Source organism: Ureaplasma diversum, from assembly GCF_000941095.1.
In the GTDB taxonomy this organism is placed as follows: domain Bacteria; phylum Bacillota_I; class Bacilli_A; order Mycoplasmatales; family Mycoplasmoidaceae; genus Ureaplasma; species Ureaplasma diversum.
This window is the reverse complement of record NZ_CP009770.1, coordinates 866,237-885,464: the sequence shown is the minus strand read 5'-3', so window position 1 is coordinate 885,464 and position 19,228 is coordinate 866,237. Positions and strand designations below refer to the sequence as shown.

Genomic DNA, 19,228 nt, shown 5'->3' with positions numbered 1-19,228 from the left:
AATTGATAAAAACAAACTATATGTAAACTATTCAAGCATTGAAGATGCTGAATATAACATTAGTGAAAACGATAAGAATTTCAATAAGGCTTTTTATGGTGATAAGTAATGAGTAAAGAAAATAAAGATTATTTATATAAAAAATATGATTATTTAAAAGAGGATAATCTTTTAAAGGAATTGCCAGATTTCGTTGAAAAAAGTTTATCATCTCGGATCGAACTTAGAGATTACCAAAAAGATGCACTTAGATATTTCATAACATATTATGAAAAAGAAAGCCAAAATAAAAATAAGAATATCCATACTTTGTTCCATATGGCTACTGGATCTGGTAAGACTGTAATTATGGCGGGACTTATCCTTTATTTATTTCAAAAAGGTTATAGAAACTTCTTGTTTTTTGTTAACCAAACAAACATTCTAGAAAAAACAAAAGATAACTTTTTAAATAGTTCATCAAGTAAGTATTTATTTAGTGATGAACTAATTTATTTAGGGCAAAAGTTGAAAGTGAATCAAGTTGATAACTTTTCATTAACCAATTCTTTAATAACTGATGAAATCAATATTTGTTTTACAACGACTCAAAAACTTCATTTAGATTTAAACCAATCTAAAGAAAATTCAATAACTTATCACGACTTTGATGATAATAAAATTGTTTTTATTTCTGATGAATCACATCACATCAACACAATAACTAAAATGTCTTCACCACAAAAAGAAAACTTTAATTCTTGAGAATACTCAGTTATGAAAGTTTTTAATAAAAACAAAGATAATGTGTTATTAGAGTTCACAGCTACAGCAGATTTAAATGATAAAAATGTTAGAGAAAAATATATAGATAAGATTATCTATGATTATCCATTATTAAAATTTAGAGAATCTAAGTATACAAAAGATTTTGCTAACTTTGCAACATCATCAGATACATGAGAACGATCATTGATGGCTATGATTATGAGTGAATATCGTAAATATCTATTCATCGATGCTAAGACCAACATCAAACCTGTTGTTTTATTTAAATCTCAAAAGATCGCAGAATCCGAAGATTTTTATGACTCGTTCTTTAAAAACTTAAATAAATTAAGTTCAGCTGAAATTACTAATCTAAAAACAGCAAACATAGAAGCTTTAACTCAAGCAATAGAATATTTTAGTTCCAAAGAAAACGGATTAAACTTCTTAATTCAATCACTTAAAAATAGTTTTAGTAAAGAAAATTCTTTATTAATTAATAATACTAAAGATAATACTAAAGAAAATCAACTTAAACTTAATTCATTAGAAGATAAAAATAACAACATTCGTTTTATATTTGCTGTTGATATGCTAAACGAAGGATGAGATGTTTTAAATCTATTTGATATAGTAAGACTTTATGATACAAGACAGGGAAGTGGAAAACCTGGCAAGGTTGGTGCTTATACTATTAAAGAAGCTCAATTAATTGGTCGTGGTGCTCGTTATTGTCCTTTTTTAATTAACGAAGAACAAGAACGATTTAAACGTAAATATGATGCAGATGTAGGTAATAAATATCGTCTTCTTGAAACAATGTATTTCCACTCTAAAAATGACTCTGCATATATTTATGAACTAAAAAAAGCATTAGAAAAATCTGGTTTATTAGATGAAGAATCTACTAAAATCGAATACAAATTAAAAGATAGTTTTAAAGAAACCGATATCTATAATAATGGGTTTGTTTTTTCTAATAAAAGAGTTGTTAAAAAATCATACAACAATGTTTTAGAAACTAAACAACAGATTAAAAAGTATTTTTATAAACTAAATAATATTACTAACAGCGGTTCTGTTTATAACTTATTAACAAAAGATGAACAAACATCAAAACAAGAACACAAACAAAAAACATTTACATTTAAAGATATTGACTACCACATCATCTCTGCAGCCGCAGCTTCTTATAAGGAACTAAACTTTGACTATTTAAAAGAAAAATATCCTAACTTAAAAAGTTTAAGAGAGTTCTTAACAAGTGAAAATTGATTAGGAAATAATCAATTAGAAATCGAATCTTCTACAAATAAAATTAGAGCTATTGATCTTTTTAAATCTCTTGTTCATTCATTTAGTAACATTGCTTCATATCTTTCTAATTTAAAACAAGAATATGAAGGAACAACACAATTTTATGCTCATAGAATAGCTGATGTAATTAAAGATAAAATAATTAATATTTCTAAACCAACAAAAAATGATGGACATGGTAATTCTCAAACCAATGCAGACAAACAAGAATATCGATTGAATTTAAGTAATGAAAATTGATATGTGTACAATGATAATTACGGTACAACAGAAGAAAAAGATTTCATAAAATATTTTAATGAGAAAATTAAACCTGAACTTGAAGAAATAGATGGGATTGATTTCTATTTAATTAGAAATGAACGAATTCCTGAACTTGCTATTTATTCTTTTGATAAAGGAGAAAGGTTTGAACCTGACTTCTTATTATTAATTCAAAATAAAAATGAGAAGAAGAGTTACTTATTTCAAATATATGCTGAAGCTAAAGGTGAGCATATTGAGGCTTTAGATAAATGAAAAGAAGAATTTTTATTAGCAATAAAAGATAAGCATGAAATTGCAGATGATTTAACATTATATGATAAAAACTATAAAATATTTGGTTCACATTTTTTCAATCGTGAAGCCAATACTAATGATGAAAACTGAAATAAAATCATTGGTGATATAGAAAGTTATATAAAAAGAGTCAATAACACTAAATAATTTATTTATAAAAAGATAGCTAGTGGTCATTTGCTGATTACTGGTTATGTTTTGGATTGAAATATTAGTTAACAAATCAAAAACTTATAATAATGTTTTATAAACATAATTAACTTATTCTAAGATGAGTGGATATTTATTTCATTGCATGCTTTATGATTGATTGGATTTATAGTGAGTTAGATTGTGACCAGCTAGATCTTGTTTTCTTTAACTTAACAGTAGAAATACCTTTTGTTCTAACTATTTACTCTTAATTAAAAATCATCAATTTCTTAATAAACCCTATCCCTACCCTTATCAACAACTAAAAACAAGACAATGTAAGAATTAATCTCTTCTACATTATCTGGTTTTTATCTTATATTCTTTTATCTTTAATAGTATTCAATCTTAATTTATGTGCTGTTTTAGAATTAGCTACTTTAATTCTTAATCCTTTAAATAATAAAGAGTTTAATACAACTGCAATATCACTTGTAGCCATAATTAATACAGCTATAAAAGCTGGAATAATACCAACAATAGCTAAAGGAATAAATAAAAGGTTATATCCAAATGCTCACATTAAACTAGATCAAATAAACTTTCTTGTAATCTTAGTTAATTTAATTACTTTAAAGATATTTAAAATATCATTGTTTAATAAATTAATATCTGATATTGAATTAGCTGCTTTATTATGAATATCAATAGAGATTGATAAATCAGCCTGTTTTAAAGCCAATAGATCATTGATTCCATCTCCAACATAAATTACTGATTTATTATCTTTTTGAATCTGTTCAATGATTTCTGCTTTTTGTTCTGGTTTAATTTCATAATAGTAATGATTAATATCTAAATCATTAGCAATCTTTTTAACTGTTTGTTCATTATCTCCACTAATCATATAAACATCAATGTTATGATGTTTTAATAATTTAATAGTTTCATAAGCATCTGCTCTGATTTGATCAGAGAACATTAATAAAGTTTTAACTTGATTATTAACACTATAAACAACATAACTAATTAATTCATTGTTATTAGTATCATCATTAATTGTTTGATTAATAGATTGATCAAAAACAAACTTATTAGTTTTAGCATATTGAACTGATGTTAAACAATATTGGTTATTGTTTTGATCATATCCAAATATACCAACACCAGCTATTTCTTTAATATTACTAATCTTATTAGATAAATTAATATTATTAGCTTTAGCATACTTAATAAAAGATTTAGCTAAGGGGTGTAAAGAAGTGTTTTCAAGAGCATAGATAATATCTAAATCAGATTGATCACCTTTGATATTAACTAGTTCTAAAACTCCATTAGTTAAAGTACCTGTTTTATCAAAAGCAACAGCATTGATTGATTTGATTTTTTCAAAGATGTTAGCATTATTAAACATGATTCCATTCTTAGCACCCTTGCTTGCTCCAATTAATACAGCTAAAGGAATAGCAATCCCAAAAGCACAAGGACAAGAGATAACTAATACCGCAACACTAACAAAAATTGCTTTATCTACTTTACTATATCCAATGTTATGTAATTCAATATTACTAAAAGCAATTGGTAGTTGTTCAATCGCAGGAACAAACATTTGCAATAAAAAAGCAAGAATTGCTGCTAATAAAATAATTGGTGTAAATCACATTGAAATCTTATCAGCAATTTGTTGAATCTTTGGTTTAGAGTTAGCAATCTTATTAACCCCATTAATAATTTTTTTAATGGTTGAATTAGCATATGTTTTAGTTACTTTATAAACAAATGGATCACCAATATTAATACATCCAGAAATCAAATTATCATTTTGTTTCTTAATAATTGGTCTAGCTTCTCCTGTTAATGAAGATTCATCAACTTCACAAATCTCTGAATATAAAATTCCATCTAAAGGAATAATTTCTCCCTTTTTAACTAGTACATATTCATTAAGTGCACAACCATAAACAGCTTTTGTTTCTGTTGTTTTAGTTTCTAGATCATATGCATGATAGGTTTTGATTTGTAAATTATTAAGTGCTTTAACATCTTGATTAGCTTTAAGTTTAATTCGATCATTAACAAGTGAACCAACATTCATTGTTGCTACAATCATACAAACAGTTTCAAAAAAACCACTCTTATGATGGTTTAATCCACTTGCATTTGCAAAACTAATTGTTAAATCGATTGTAATATAAACACTATAAGCAAACCCGATAAAAGTTGATAAACTGATTAGAATATTCATTCCTAATCGTTTCCATTTAAAGATCTCATAAAAAGCATCTCTAAAGAAATTAAACCCTAAGCCAAATACTACAAAAATACTAATTGCAAAAATGGTTCAATTATAAATAACACTACCTTTTAAATCAAACAAATTATGGCCTTTAAACATAATAATCATCTCTAATACCATTAATGGTAAAGAGATAACTAAACCTAAAACTGTTTTAGTTAATGAATGGTAATAATTCTGTTTAATAGCAGGTAAACTTTTAAAACGTTTTGATATTTTAGCTAAAATCATAATTAATATTTATATTGTTCAACAATTTCAGAACTAAATCCATGCTTACTTAAAGAATCTAGAATTTGTTGTATTTGATAATTATTTTCATCAAATTCAACTTCGATTTCATTACTTAAAATATTTACATTTAGATTACTAAGTTCAAACTCTTTTAGTGCATCTCTTATGTTTGTAGCACAAGATCCACAATGCATATTGCTTGATGTTAAAAGAAGATAGGTCATATTATTACCTCCTGGATGTAAAAAATAATAGCATAAATATTTTTAAATGTTCCACTTTTTATATCTGTTTTTGTTCCAATTATTTATCTACCTACTAAGATATACTTATAAATGGAACTAATTATGTTCCTTATTTTAAATCAATCTATTTTTATTGATATTATTTGAATAGTTATATTGTTAAAATCTATGTTTATTTTAAATCTGCTAAATCATCACTAATCTCTTTTTAGTGGTTGTATCAATTATGAATTTAGTTAGATATACTAAGAAAAAATACCAAGCTTAATGCCTGGTATTTTTGTTTGTTATTAACTATTTAATTAATTTTGTTTATTAGTTGACTGTTCATCAACTACATCAGCTTCTTCAGCATCATCATCTGATTTCTTAGCTTCATCAGCTAATCGTTTTTCACGAGCTTCAATTACTTCTTTAGGTAATTCTTTGTGTTCGTGGATGTAATCAATTTGTGGTTTTAAGATTGTTTCAAGTTCTAGTAATGTTTCAACAATCATATCCATTTCATCACGGTGTTTTAGAATTAATTCCTTAACAAAAGCATATTCTTGTTGAATAATTTTTTCAACTTCAACATCGATTTGTTGAGCTGTTTGTTCTGAGTAGTTGTTACGGTATGGGTTTTCTACACCTTCAGTTAGAATGTGTTGAGTAAGACCAAGTGAAGTCATTCCATAAGAAGCAACCATTGCTCTAGCAATTAATGTAATCTTATAGAAGTCATTAGCTGCTCCGGTTGTGATTTCATCAACACCAAAGATTAATTCTTCAGCAGCACGTCCCCCTAAAGCAACACGGATTCGACCAATTAAATCAAGTTTACGTTGTAAGATGTTTTCTTGTTTTTCTGGTGTTTGTAAAGTATAACCAGCAGCACGTCCACGTGCAACAATTGTGATCTTTTGAACAACATCAACACCAGGTGTATATAATCCAACAAGAGCATGTCCAGCTTCGTGGTAAGCAATTTGTTTACGTTCACGATCTGTAATTACTTTGTTTGGACGAGAAGGTCCTGCAATTACACGATCAATCGCTTCATCTAAGTGTTTCATTGTAATAACAGTTTTGTTATCACGCACTGATAATAAAGCAGCTTCATTTAAAGTGTTTTCAAGCTGAGCACCTGAGAACCCTGGTGTACGACGAGCAATATCTTTTAAATTAACTTTAGCTGATAAGTTTTTGTTACGTGAATGAATTTTTAGAATTTGTTCACGTTCTGCAATATCAGGTAAGTTAACAGAAATATGACGATCAAAACGTCCTGGTCTTAATACAGCATCATCTAATGTATCAAGACGGTTAGTTGCAGCCATTACAATTACCCCACTTGATGTTTCAAACCCATCAAGTTCTGATAATAATTGGTTAATTGTTTGATCTTGAACTGCGGTTAATGAATTACCACGTTTTTTAGCAACTGAATCAATTTCATCAATGAAGATAATAGCAGGTGCAGCTTTACGTGCTTTTTCAAATAATTCTCTAATTCTTCTAGCACCAACCCCAACAAATGTATCTTCAAAAGCAGAACCTGTTGTTTGGAAGAAAGGTACATTAGCTTCTCCAGCTACAGCTTTAGCAATTAATGTTTTACCAGTTCCTGGAGGACCATATAAAATAACCCCTTTAGGAATTCTTGCCCCAGCTGCTACATATTTACGCGGATCTTTTAAGAAGTCAACAATTTCAATTAATTCTTGTTTAACTTCAGCAATCCCTGCAACATCTGTAAATCGAACATTTGATTTAGTTAGTTTAGCATTAGTTTTTCCTGTCCCTAGTAATGACTCATTTTGAGCACGAGCCATTCGAGACATTACATAGATCATAATCGCTATAAAGATAATAGAGATTAATGGTGAAATAATAACTTGTGGATTAAATCCAGGATTTGGTAATTTTGCTTTTTCTAAAATAATACCAATGAATCAATTTCAGTTATTTGTTTCTGAACCAGTTGTAGTTTGATTAATTGGAACATGAATTAATGTTTCACCAATTCTAAACTTCTCAATTCCTTCTTTAACAACTGTGAATGAAAATTTCTTAGGAGAATTGATTGTTGAAGCAACAACACGATAACTATTACCTGTTTTAATTGTTACTTCTGCATTACGAATATTATTTTCATCAAAAGTAAGAACTTCAGGTTGTGAATAATCATTAGTTGGATTAGCTTTTGTAATCTTAACAACTCTTTGTTCAGTTTGTGCTTGTTTAACAAAAACTTCATCATAAGGTCGACGTGTTGCAAAGTAGATGATCACACCAACGATTGTACTAATAAGTGCTATTACAATAATTCAAGTAATGATTTTTTGGTTTCTACGTCGTTTATTTTCTGGAGTTTTGTTTTGTGGTTTTGGTTGGCTTAAATCATCAATTCGATTTGGCTCTTTTGAACTATCCTTAGGATCTGATGCAAATAGATTTCTTAATCAATTTTTAATTTGCATTAATTATCCTCACTCTCTTCTTTATTAGCTACTGCTTCTTTAAGTGCTTGTTTAAGTATATCTTCCTTATAAACTTCTTCTTTAAGAACACCAATATATGGAAGATTACGCAAGATTTCTTCATAATCAAGACCAAACCCAACTATGAAAACTAAAGGAATGTCTCAACAAACAAAGTCTGCTTCTAATTCAACCTTACGCCCATCTTTTTTATCAACTAAAGTAATTAACTTAATTGATCTAGCACCTCGCAAAGTTAATAATTCCATTACTTTTTTAATTGTTCGTCCAGTGTCAACAATATCTTCAACAAGAATAATGTCTTCTCCTTGAACATCAAATCTTAAATCAGTAATAATTTCAGGTTCTGATTGCGCAACTACTCCACCCTTAAAACTACTGATTGCCATAAAATCTAATTTAACATCAACAGTAATTTGTGGTAAAAGACGTCCAATAAAGGGGATACATCCTTTTAGAATACCAACAATAATTGGTTGTTTGTTTTTATAGTTTTCATTAATTCATGATGCAGCAGCACTGATTCGCTCATTAATTTGCTCTTCAGTTACTAGAACCTCTTTAATTCTTGGATCAATGCCCATGATAATCTCCTGCGTAATGTCTATAAATTATCTAATTATTATAACATTTTATTAATTAGTTATTTTTAAAGTAATTAATAGTAAATTGTTTAACTACTTCAAAATCATCACTTGTTTTAACTTCACCATTAACATATCGTTGTTTCATAGAAACTGTTAATGTAATTGATTTATCATCATTCTTAATTAATCCAATTTTTGGATGTTCAAATTTTTCAAAGTCAAATTCTGAGTGAATTACAGTTCAGATATCTGATATTTGTTCATAAGAATTGATACTATCGTAAGTTAGCTTATTTTTATCTAAATATTCTTTAATTTTCTTTTTACCGTCATCAGTATTTTCATCATACCCTGGTTCAGTATAAAGACTTGATTCTGTATTTAAAATGATCTTTTCTTGTTCTAAGTTTTCAAACTTATCAAACCCAAAGAATATTTTTCCAGTTCTGTATTCTTGATTGGTTGTTTTATCTTTAAATACAGCAGTAATTGCTAATTCTTGAGTCTTTAAATCAACATCAGAAACTTCATATCGAAGTGTTAAATTAAGTGATGGATCATTAGTAAAGAAGTATGGAATAAGAATATTATCAATATCAGATCTTGATACTTCTTTTAGGTTTTTATTAAAGAAGAATGGTGTTTTATTATTAGTTAATCTGTTTTGGATTTGAGCAAAGATAACTCGATCAACTGTTATATATTGACCTATATAACTTAAAGCATGTCTGTCTTCAATAATTGTATTTAATCTTACACCAAATACTGGTGCAACTTTTTCATCTTTTTGATATCTAACAAAGATTGGATTTTGTTTAATTTGTTCTGGTAATAAATCTTTATCTGATCCATTAGCTTTTAGTGAAACAAAAGTAAATTTGTTACCTTTTAATTCACTGAAATTAACTTCAGGATTTTCATAAACATATCTTCTTGAATTATCACGTTGAATAATTGCTCTTGGTTTAGCTTCTAAATTTAAAGTTATCTTTTCATTATTTTCATTCTTAAGCTCTAAAACTAAATTAACAGTTTTTTCATTTGCTGGATCAAAATCAGGAGCTTTTAATAATTCACTAGATGGAAGTCTAATTGATTTATTAGGAATAAAACCTTCTAAAGTAGCTTGCTTTCATTGTTTAGAATTTTGATCTTTTTTAAATCAATATAAATCTCTTACAATTCCATGTTGAACATCATAAAGGAAAAGTGGAGAGTTTAAGTAATTACCTATAATAAATGGGTTAAAGCTAACATAAATTGGTTGATCTTCTTTTTGTTTTTCATTAACTAATAATGTAACTAAGTTCTTTTGTTCATTTGGTTCAATTTTTGAAACTAATGGCATTATTCCTTGATTAACAAAAGGTAAAAAAGCAGATAAACGAATATCAGTATGTTTTACTTCTTTTAAAAACTTATTATCAATCATAAATCTTGGATCTTGTTTAAATTGATCAGGTAAATTAGATGGATCTCAAACTAATTTAGCTGGTTTAGTATCAAAATCCACTTCTTGTGCTAATTTCTTTTTAAAGATTTCAATTTCTTGATTAATAATTTCTTTATTTTTATCACTTAAATAAATCTTTTGCTTTTCAGCAAATGATGGTCTTGTTTTAGTTAAATCAAAATCAAATAGTGATGATTTGCTATTTGATGTTGATCCATTATTATTATTATTATTATTATTATTATTATTATTATTTTGTGAACCTGATTGGTTAGCTTGCTCTGAACCTTCTACTAAAGGTGTTCTTTTTGTTGGTGTACAAGCAACTGCAACTGTTGCTACTAAACTAGATGCTACTAAGATAGCACTAGATGCTATTAAATATTTCTTAATACTTTTCTTCATAATATTTACCTTTTAAATTATTTATTTAAATATTTCTCTAAATACCTTGCAGTATAAGAAATATCTTTTTTGTTGATTAGCTGTTCTGGTGTTCCTGTAGCTATAATCTCTCCTCCATTAGATCCACCATTTGGACCAATATCAATGATATGATCAGCTACTTTAATTAAATCTAAATTATGTTCAATTACTAAAACAGTATCTCCATTATCAACAATCTTATTTAAGATACTAATTAGTTTAGCAATATCTTCCATATGTAAACCAGTTGTTGGTTCATCAAGCACAAATAAAGTTTTACCTGTTGGTTTACGTTGTAAGAATTTGGCTAATTTGATTCGTTGAGCTTCTCCACCTGAAATTGTAGTTGAATCTGCTCCTAATTCTAAATAACCTAACCCAACATCAACAAGAAGTTGAAGTTTACGATGAATCCCTGGGAAATATTGAAAGAATAATAATGCTTCATCAATTGGCATTTTTAATACATCATAAATTGATTTACCTTTATATTTAACTTCAAGGGTTTCATCATTATATCTTTTACCTAAACAATCTTCACAAGTTACATATACATCAGGTAAAAAGTGCATCCCAATTCGTATAGTTCCATCCCCTTGGCATCGTTCACATCTTCCACCTTTAACATTAAATGAGAATCGACTCTTAGAATATCCTCTTTCTTTAGCTTGGGGAGTTTGTTCAAAAACTGATCTTATATCATCAAACACACCAACATAAGTTGCTGGATTTGATCTTGAAGTTCTACCAATTGGTTCTTGACTAACAACAACGATTTTATCAATGTGATTAGCTCCAATTAAGCTTGAATACTTACCAGGAATAACAAACGGATTAAAGTTAGTTGCTTCAATTGCTTTTACTAGGGTTTCAAAAATCAATGAAGATTTACCAGATCCAGATACCCCTGTTACACAAATAAACTTATTTAAAGGAATCGTTAGATTAACATTTTTTAAATTGTTATGACTAGCTCCTTTTAGTATTACTTTAGCTCCGTTTCCACCCCTTCGTTTAGTTGGAACTGGAATGAATTTCTTTTTAGATAAGTATTGCCCTGTAATTGAATCAGGATTATTTATTACATCTTGTGGAGTTCCAAATGCAATAATCTCTCCCCCATAAACTCCAGCTCCTGGACCTACATCGATTAAATAATCAGCTGCTAGCATTGTATCTTCATCATGTTCAACAACAATTAATGTATTCCCTAAATCTCTCATTTCTTTAAGAGTATGAATTAACATTTCATTATCTTTTTGATGTAATCCAATTGATGGCTCATCTAAAACATATAAGATTCCAGTTAACTTAGAACCAATTTGAGTAGCTAATCGAATCCGTTGCGATTCGCCCCCTGATAAAGTCATTGATGATCTAGCTAAAGTTAAATAATCTAAACCAACATTTTTAAGAAATCCTAAACGATCTAAAATTTCTTTAATAATCGGATTAGCAATTTGTTGTTCTTCATTATTTAAAGATAGATTTAATAAGAAATCAATTTCTTCATTAATGTTTAATCTAGTAAAATCAATAATATCTTTTTTATTGATTAAGATTGATAAAGCTTGGGGAGATAGTTTCTTTCCTGAACAAGTTTCACACTCTTGTTCTGATAAATATTTATTATAGTGTTCTCGTGCCATTTCAGAAGATGTTTCTTGATATCTTCTGTGTACTAATTCTAAGATTCCTTCGACTCGATCAACTGATGAATATTTTTTATTATTAGCTGAAGTAATATCAATACTAATTGGTTCATCACTTCCATACATCAATAATCTAATTTGTTCTTTAGATAGATCTTTTAAAGGTTTGTTCTTATCAATTTGATAATGAACAATTAATGAATTAAATCGTTGTCAATCTAAATTAGTGGTATTAACTGTATTCTTAAAGAAATCAATTCCACCCTGATTAATTGATTTCTCTGGATTAGGAATCATTTTTCTTTCATCAGGTAAGTTATTATAACCTAATCCTTTACAAGTTTCACAAGCTCCAAGCGGGGAGTTAAAAGAGAATAAAGATGGTTCAATTTGATTGATTCTAAAACCACAAACTTGACAGCTTTCTGTTTGTGAAAAAGCAAAATCTTGATCTTCAAGCACAAATATAATTTCACCATTTGATCTTTTAATTGCTTGTTCAATTGAATCAGAGATCCGACTTTTAGTTTGTTGATCATGATTAATAATAACCCGATCTAAAATAATCTCTACTTTATACTTTTTAGCTTTAGGGATATTAATATATTCATCTAAAAGATATTGTTGATTATTAACTCTAATTCTTAAATAACCTTCTTGTTTTAAATCAGCAACTAATTCATCAATATCACTAAATTCATTACTTGGGATTGGAGCAAGAATCATTAATTTTTTACGAGCTTCCTGTTTAAGTACAAACTCTAACATTTGTTTTTGAGTATGTGCAACAATAACACCATGATTATAAGGGCAATAAGGAGTTCCAACACGAGCAAATAAAACTCTTAAGTAATCATAGATTTCAGTTACAGTTCCAACTGTTGATCTAGGGTTGTGACTTGTTGATTTTTGATCAACTGCAATTGTTGGTGATAATCCTTCAATACTTTCTACATCAGCTTTATCGCTTCCCCCTAAAAATTGACGGGCATAGCTAGATAAAGATTCGAAATATCGTCTTTTCCCTTCTGTATAAATCGTATCAAAAGCAAGTGAAGACTTACCAGATCCTGAAACCCCTGTTATAACAACTAATTTGTTTTTAGGAATATCAATATCAACATTCTTTAAGTTGTTTTCTCTTGCTCCTTTAATGATGATTTTATCAATCATAAAGTATCCCTTTCAATGATGTAATTATTTACAATTAAATAAACACATCAAAATTGCTTGTAATTTTATATTTTACTATTTAGATAAGGACTTAAAAACATAAATATCTTATATTGTTTATTATTTTATAATAATTGACACAATTTTAAGCATATGTATGTTAAATATGTAATAATTTAAAGAGATATTTGAATACATTGAACTTATAGTTCATTGTATAAGGAGGATAATCATGAACAAATATATTAAAACTGGTGTTTCTTACATCAATCTATCATCAGCTCGTACAATCAATGTATTACCTGAAGATATTGATTCATTCCTAGAATTAGGTGGGGATGAAACTTATAACGAAAACAACTTAGGTACTGAACTTTACATTAACTATGCTGATTTCGAATCTACTGTAGTTTTATTTGACTTAAAGAAAGATGAACTTCAAAGTCGTTTAGAAACCTTCTTAGCTTCAGATGATTCTGTTTTAGACTTATCATCTTACTTCTTAGACATTCATTTCTCAGAAGATGATCAATTAGATTTAGAAGATGAATGTTGCGGTGAAGAAGACTGCTGTGGAGAAGAAGACTGCTGCGATTCTAAAGTAGAATGTTGTGGTAAAGATGATTGCTGTGGAGAAGAAAAACACAGTCACGACCACTCACATTCTCATAGTCATGAACACGGACATGGTTCAAGCCATTCACACAGTCACTAATAAATAAAAATTAGATAATTTAAAACACTTCGTCTTTTCTTTGACAAAGTGTTTTTTATTTTCTTTTATAAACCAGACTTATTTAGATTAATTATTTATTCTTAGCTGCATTAGCTAATTTATATCCTCTAATTCGAGCTGCATTCATTTTCTTTTCAATGTGAGCTCGTTTGTTTTTTTGTTCAATCTTTTTGATTTGTTCTTTAAGTTTTTTCTTATATCCTGGTTTAACAGTTTTAGAACTTGTTTGAACTAGTTTCTTGATTTCATTTTGTGTTTTAAAATCAACAACTTTCTTACTTACAAGACGGTGCTTTTTATCTATTAAGTTATTAAGCTTGATCATTTTGTGTTCAAAAACAATTCCTTTTTTCTGTAAACGAATTAGTTGATCATCATCTTTTTGATCATAAAGCACATAACATTCACCAGTATACTTACCTCGCCCTGCTCTTCCTGCTCGGTGAACATATCATTCATCTTCTTGTGGTAGGTTTCAGTTAATGATATGGCTTGCCCCATCTAAATCTAATCCCCGACTTGCTATATCTGAAGCAACAACATATTGGTATGAATTATTTTTAACTCGTTTGTAATTATTCTTACGTTCTCTTTGTAATAAAGAACCATGTAAAATAGTTACACTCTTATTAAGAGATAATAAATATTTATAAATCTTTTCTACTTCTTTTTTAGTATTAGCAAAAATAATACATAAATAAGGATTAATTGTTTTAGTAATAACAGCTAAAGCATGTTCTTTATCATTGTTATGAACAATATAATGTTTAATTCGATCATTATCATAAATTGAATTAGAAACATTAACAATTGTTGTTGATTTAAAGTACTTAGCTAATTGATTAGATAATAATTCATGTAAAGTAGCAGAGAAACTAAGTTTCTGTACTCCTGATTTAGGTAATGAATTATTAATAAATTCTAAATCATCAGCAAAACCAAGATCTAATAACATATCAGCTTCATCAAACACTAAAGTAGTAACTGTTGATAAGTTAAGAGCATTAGCTTTAATGATCTCACTTAATCTTGTTGGTGTAGCAATAACAATCTGAGTATTAGCTAAAGATTGATTAATTTGTTCATTAATTGATTCCCCACCAATTAATAGTTTGATATTAAGTTGATGATTATGTTTTTTAAATGATGATGCTTTAGTATGGATCTGTCTAGCTAACTCTCTTGTTGGAGCAACAATAATTGCTTGTAATTTTTTAGTAAAATCAAGCGTTTGCAAAATTGGTAATAAGAAAGCAAAAGTCTTACCAGTTCCCGTTGGTGCAATTCCAATCACATTCTTTTTTCTTAAAATAAGCGGAATTGTTTTTGATTGAATCGTTGATGGATTAGTGATTTTTTGATCAGTTAATGTTTGTTCGATTCAACTATGGAATTTATTAGATTTGAACATGATTAACTCCTTTTTCTTTCTTACTATCTTTATTTGCTAAGTTATTAGCTCATTTTGTATATTTCCAAATTAAGATTGAAGCAATGATTTTAAAAATATATTGTGATTCAATCATAAAGAATAAAAGTACTGGATGAATTCTTTCATCTAAATTAGCACTTATATTAACATTTGTAATTGTTCCAATGAAAATGATTCAGATTACTATTGTTAAAGTATCAATACATAACAATCATTTACTTCCTCCACCCCGTACACAGAAATAAATAACTGCAGATGGTGCTTGTAATAAAATTGTTGATGCAACAATTCATTCTAAATATTTAGCAATAACAACTGTTTGTTCAGCTTTTAAAATAGCTTCTTTGCTATTAGCAGCTGGTGGGTTTAATACTTCATTCACAAAGAATGATAGTATTAATAAAATAATCGCTAAAACAATTCCAACAACGATTGATCAGCTCATTAACTTCTTAGTATTATTCTTAGCTTCATCTATTTTATTAGCTCCAAGTTTAGCTAAGACAAGAACAGCAACCACAGTTGCAGCTCCTGGTCAAATTAATGTTGTAAATTGAACAATTAAATTAACTGTAGCAATTGCATCCCGATGGGTTTGGTTATAACGTAAAAAGAAAGTAGCTAAGATAACTGTTCCAACAGCAAACAAGATTTCATTAATAAAGATTTGTCATCCATTAATAAAAATAGCTTTAACAATATCTTTTCTTATCTTTATATGATTAAAGAAATAATAAGGTTTATCTTTTCTTATTAAGGTTATCGTTAATAAGAATAAAGCAGCAAGTGCACGAGCTATTACAGTAGCTAATGCTACATACATCACTGCTTCATTAGCATTCTTAGCTACATATATAATTAAGATCGGATCTAAGATAATGTTTGTGATCACAGCTAAAACAGTAGCTATCATTGGAATAATTGGTGAGTTATCTTGACGATAAGCTACAGCCATAATAAAAGTAAATAAATAAGGAATTAATGTTAATGATTGATAACGTAAATAAGTAGCAGCTAATTGGTTAGTTATTTGGAAATTTTTAACAGCTAATGGATCAGTTGTATCAACAATTTCAGCCCCTGACATTAAACCAACTATTTCTAATGGAATCACTATAAAAACAGTAATAAAGATAATGTTAGAAATCAAACTAGATAAAAGCATAAAGTTAATACACTCTTTAAAGCGTAAATAATCTCTTTTACCATAATATTGTGCAGCCATAATTCCACCTGCACTTGCAATTGATATAAACATTATTGTTGGCACAAAAATAAGTTGTGAAGCAATTACAGTAGCTGTTTTAGCAGCTGCTCCTAAAGAATCAGGAGTAAATGCTGCTAAAAAGAAACTATCGAAATAATTAACAGAAGTAACAATAATTACTTCTATAATAGCTGGGAAAAAGAGTTTAGCACATGCTTTAATAAATGCTTTATCACCAAAAACCCGCTTAAACCAATTCTTTTCTAAATTAATTGGTTGAGAGGGTGGTTGTTTTTTGTTAAACCTAAACCTAAAACTCATAACATTTTCCTTTCTATTTATTATTTTTGAACACTAAATCGATAGTTTAATTTATTTTCATTAACTTTATTATTAATTTTATTAGTTAATGGATTAGCTCATTTACATTTAGCGTACATAATTGATGTACTAACTAATTTAATAGCCATATTAGCTGAAATTAATGTAAATAAACCAATTACACTAACTTTAGGATCGCTTACAAAATTAGTAATTAAACCAATCATTAAGACTCAGATAACCATAATGATAGTATCTGAGATACTTCCATATTTTTTACCAGATCCTCGAATACAATTATTCATTGCAGCATATGGACCAATACATAAAATTTGAGCTGCTAAAACTCATTCTAAGTATTTAGCTAAATCCACTGCTTCTTTAGCTTTAGCTATAGCAACTGAAGTTTGATCTGATGGTTTATTAAGAACACTATTAATAAAGAATGAAGCAATAAATAAAACAATAGCTAAGAAGATACTAAAAACTAGAGATCAAGCTATGATGTAGCGTGAATGTAATTTTGCTGTTTTAATATCATTTTTACCTAAATAACTTAATACTAAATTACCAACAATTGTACTTAATCCTGGTCAAATTAATTTAGTAAATTGGGAGACTAAAGTAGCAGTTGAGATGCCTTCTCTAGCATAAGGATGATAGTTATATAAGAATAATGATAATAATATTGTAGCAATTGAAAATAAGCTTTCATTGATCACAATATGTCAACCATATTTAAAAAGATCTTTAATTGTACTTTTTTGTAATTTCCAATGATTAAAAATAAATGTTGCCCGGTTTTTTCTTATAAAAACACAAATTAAAACAATACTAATATCAACAAGTCTTGCAACTATAGTTGCTATTCCTACAAATCTAATTGCATCAGTTGGTGTTTTAGCAAACTTAATTAATAAAACAGGATCTAAAATACTATTTACACATAAAGCTGATAAGCTTCCTAATAAAGGAATAAATGGTGCTCCATCATACCGATGAGCTACAGCTAATGGAAATGAGATTGTATAAAAGATCTGAGCAATCATTATTAAATTAAGATATTGTACACTCCAATCATTAATTGATTGAAATAAAGCAACATTACTTGCATCAATTTGTTTAGATTGATTAGTTAATTGATTAGCAGCTCCTGCATATGTTTGAATCGACCAAGACCCAAACCCCATAAATGGAATAAAGAAAGGAATGTTAACAAGAAAAGATAAAATAATCATTCAATGCACACTTTCTTTAAAAAGGGTGTATTGTTTACTTCCTTTATATTGCGAAGTCATAATTCCAATTGCAAAACAAACTGCAACTGTAAAAATAATTGGTAAATATAAAATTTGATTAGCTAAAACAGCTGCTGTTTTAGTATAGATACCAAAGTTATCTGGGGTATGAGTAGCTAAAAAGAAGTTATCGACATAAGAGATGCAAGAGATGATAATATTTTGAATAATTGCTGGAAAGAATAAAAGCATCATCTTTTTAATAAATACTTTATCTCCAAAGATGTTTTTGAGACTAAAGCGTTTTTTAAAGACTGTAGCCATTTGTTTTCTAACCTTCGTTTTTAGAAGCAATACTTACTCCTGATGATGTTCCAATTCGATCTGCTCCTGCATTAATCATTTTTTGTGCATCAGCTAAGGTTTTAATTCCCCCTGATGCTTTAATTAATTTTTCATCTTTTAAAATACTTTTAAAAAGAATAATATCATCAACGTTTGCACCTGAGTTTGCAAAACCAGTTGATGTTTTAATAAAATCAGCTTTTGATTTAAGAATTAGATTAGCAGCAAAGCTTTTTTGTTCTTCGTTTAAATAAGCTGTTTCTACAATTACTTTTAAGATTTTATCTTTACAAACTTCTTTAACTGCATCGATTTCAGCTAAACAATATTCTTCATTGAAAGCTTGAAGTTGAGTAATATTGATTACTAAATCAATTTCATCAGCTCCTAATTGTATTGCATTTTTAGTTTCAAAAACTTTAGTTTCAGTAGAATTTGCTCCAAGTGGAAAACCAATTACTGTACAAACCTTAGGATTGGAATTTGTTAATAAATGTTTTGCATACTTAACAAAACAAGGGTTAACACAAACACTAAAGAAGTCATATTCAATAGCTTCATTACAAAGAGTATAAATATCTTCAAAAGTAGCATTTGCTTTTAATATAGTGTGATCAATATAATTACTTATTGGTTGATTCAT

At 28.1% G+C, this 19,228-nt stretch carries 12 protein-coding genes; 2 read left to right on the top strand and 10 right to left on the bottom strand.

The genetic code is table 4. The annotated features are described in order from the left end of the window. Positions 1 to 108: 108 nt before the first annotated feature. On the top strand, positions 109 to 2,772 hold the full coding sequence (locus JM47_RS03365) for a DEAD/DEAH box helicase family protein (protein ID WP_208894962.1): 2,664 nt from the start codon (positions 109 to 111) through the stop codon (positions 2,770 to 2,772). Between the two features lie 361 nt (positions 2,773 to 3,133). Here JM47_RS03365 and JM47_RS03360 read toward each other — a convergent pair whose 3' ends face one another. From JM47_RS03360 to uvrA, 6 genes are all read right to left on the bottom strand, one after another. Then, positions 3,134 to 5,284, bottom strand: coding sequence for a heavy metal translocating P-type ATPase (locus JM47_RS03360; RefSeq protein ID WP_208894961.1), 2,151 nt, complete (start codon positions 5,282 to 5,284; stop codon positions 3,134 to 3,136). Between the two features lie 2 nt (positions 5,285 to 5,286). Beyond that, on the bottom strand, positions 5,287 to 5,511 hold the full coding sequence (locus tag JM47_RS03355) for a heavy-metal-associated domain-containing protein (RefSeq protein ID WP_038102920.1): 225 nt from the start codon (positions 5,509 to 5,511) through the stop codon (positions 5,287 to 5,289). Positions 5,512 to 5,834: 323 nt separating this feature from the next. Further along, a complete protein-coding gene (ftsH, locus tag JM47_RS03350; RefSeq protein ID WP_208894960.1) occupies positions 5,835 to 7,994 on the bottom strand; it encodes an ATP-dependent zinc metalloprotease FtsH in 2,160 nt (719 codons plus the stop codon). Then, the gene (hpt, locus tag JM47_RS03345; protein ID WP_208895290.1) at positions 7,994 to 8,602 is read right to left on the bottom strand and encodes a hypoxanthine phosphoribosyltransferase; all 609 of its coding nucleotides are present in this window, start codon (positions 8,600 to 8,602) and stop codon (positions 7,994 to 7,996) included. Before hpt ends, ftsH begins: the two co-directional genes overlap by 1 nt. A gap of 52 nt (positions 8,603 to 8,654) precedes the next feature. Beyond that, positions 8,655 to 10,460 (bottom strand): Vmc-like lipoprotein signal peptide domain-containing protein, encoded by a 1,806-nt coding sequence (locus tag JM47_RS03340; RefSeq protein ID WP_208894959.1) that lies wholly within the window; start codon positions 10,458 to 10,460, stop codon positions 8,655 to 8,657. Between the two features lie 17 nt (positions 10,461 to 10,477). Next, positions 10,478 to 13,306: an excinuclease ABC subunit UvrA gene (gene uvrA / locus JM47_RS03335; RefSeq protein WP_208894958.1), complete on the bottom strand. Its 2,829-nt coding sequence runs from the start codon at positions 13,304 to 13,306 to the stop codon at positions 10,478 to 10,480. A gap of 232 nt (positions 13,307 to 13,538) precedes the next feature. Here uvrA and JM47_RS03330 point away from each other — a divergent pair, with 232 nt between their 5' ends. Then, positions 13,539 to 14,021, top strand: a complete 483-nt coding sequence (locus JM47_RS03330; protein WP_208894957.1) for a hypothetical protein — start codon at positions 13,539 to 13,541, stop codon at positions 14,019 to 14,021. 91 nt (positions 14,022 to 14,112) lie between these two features. Here the strand turns inward: JM47_RS03330 and JM47_RS03325 are convergent, their stop codons facing one another. The 4 genes from JM47_RS03325 to deoC are packed head-to-tail and all read right to left on the bottom strand — an operon-like array spanning position 14,113 to position 19,228. Next, positions 14,113 to 15,453: a DEAD/DEAH box helicase gene (locus JM47_RS03325; RefSeq protein WP_208894956.1), complete on the bottom strand. Its 1,341-nt coding sequence runs from the start codon at positions 15,451 to 15,453 to the stop codon at positions 14,113 to 14,115. Further along, positions 15,440 to 17,002, bottom strand: a complete 1,563-nt coding sequence (locus tag JM47_RS03320; RefSeq protein WP_208894955.1) for an MATE family efflux transporter — start codon at positions 17,000 to 17,002, stop codon at positions 15,440 to 15,442. Before JM47_RS03320 ends, JM47_RS03325 begins: the two co-directional genes overlap by 14 nt. Before the next feature lie 20 nt (positions 17,003 to 17,022). Next, positions 17,023 to 18,564, bottom strand: a complete 1,542-nt coding sequence (locus JM47_RS03315) for an MATE family efflux transporter (RefSeq protein ID WP_208894954.1) — start codon at positions 18,562 to 18,564, stop codon at positions 17,023 to 17,025. A gap of 7 nt (positions 18,565 to 18,571) precedes the next feature. Then, positions 18,572 to 19,228 carry a deoxyribose-phosphate aldolase gene (gene deoC, locus JM47_RS03310; RefSeq protein ID WP_208894953.1) on the bottom strand — a complete coding sequence of 219 codons (657 nt, stop codon included), beginning with the start codon at positions 19,226 to 19,228 and terminating at the stop codon, positions 18,572 to 18,574.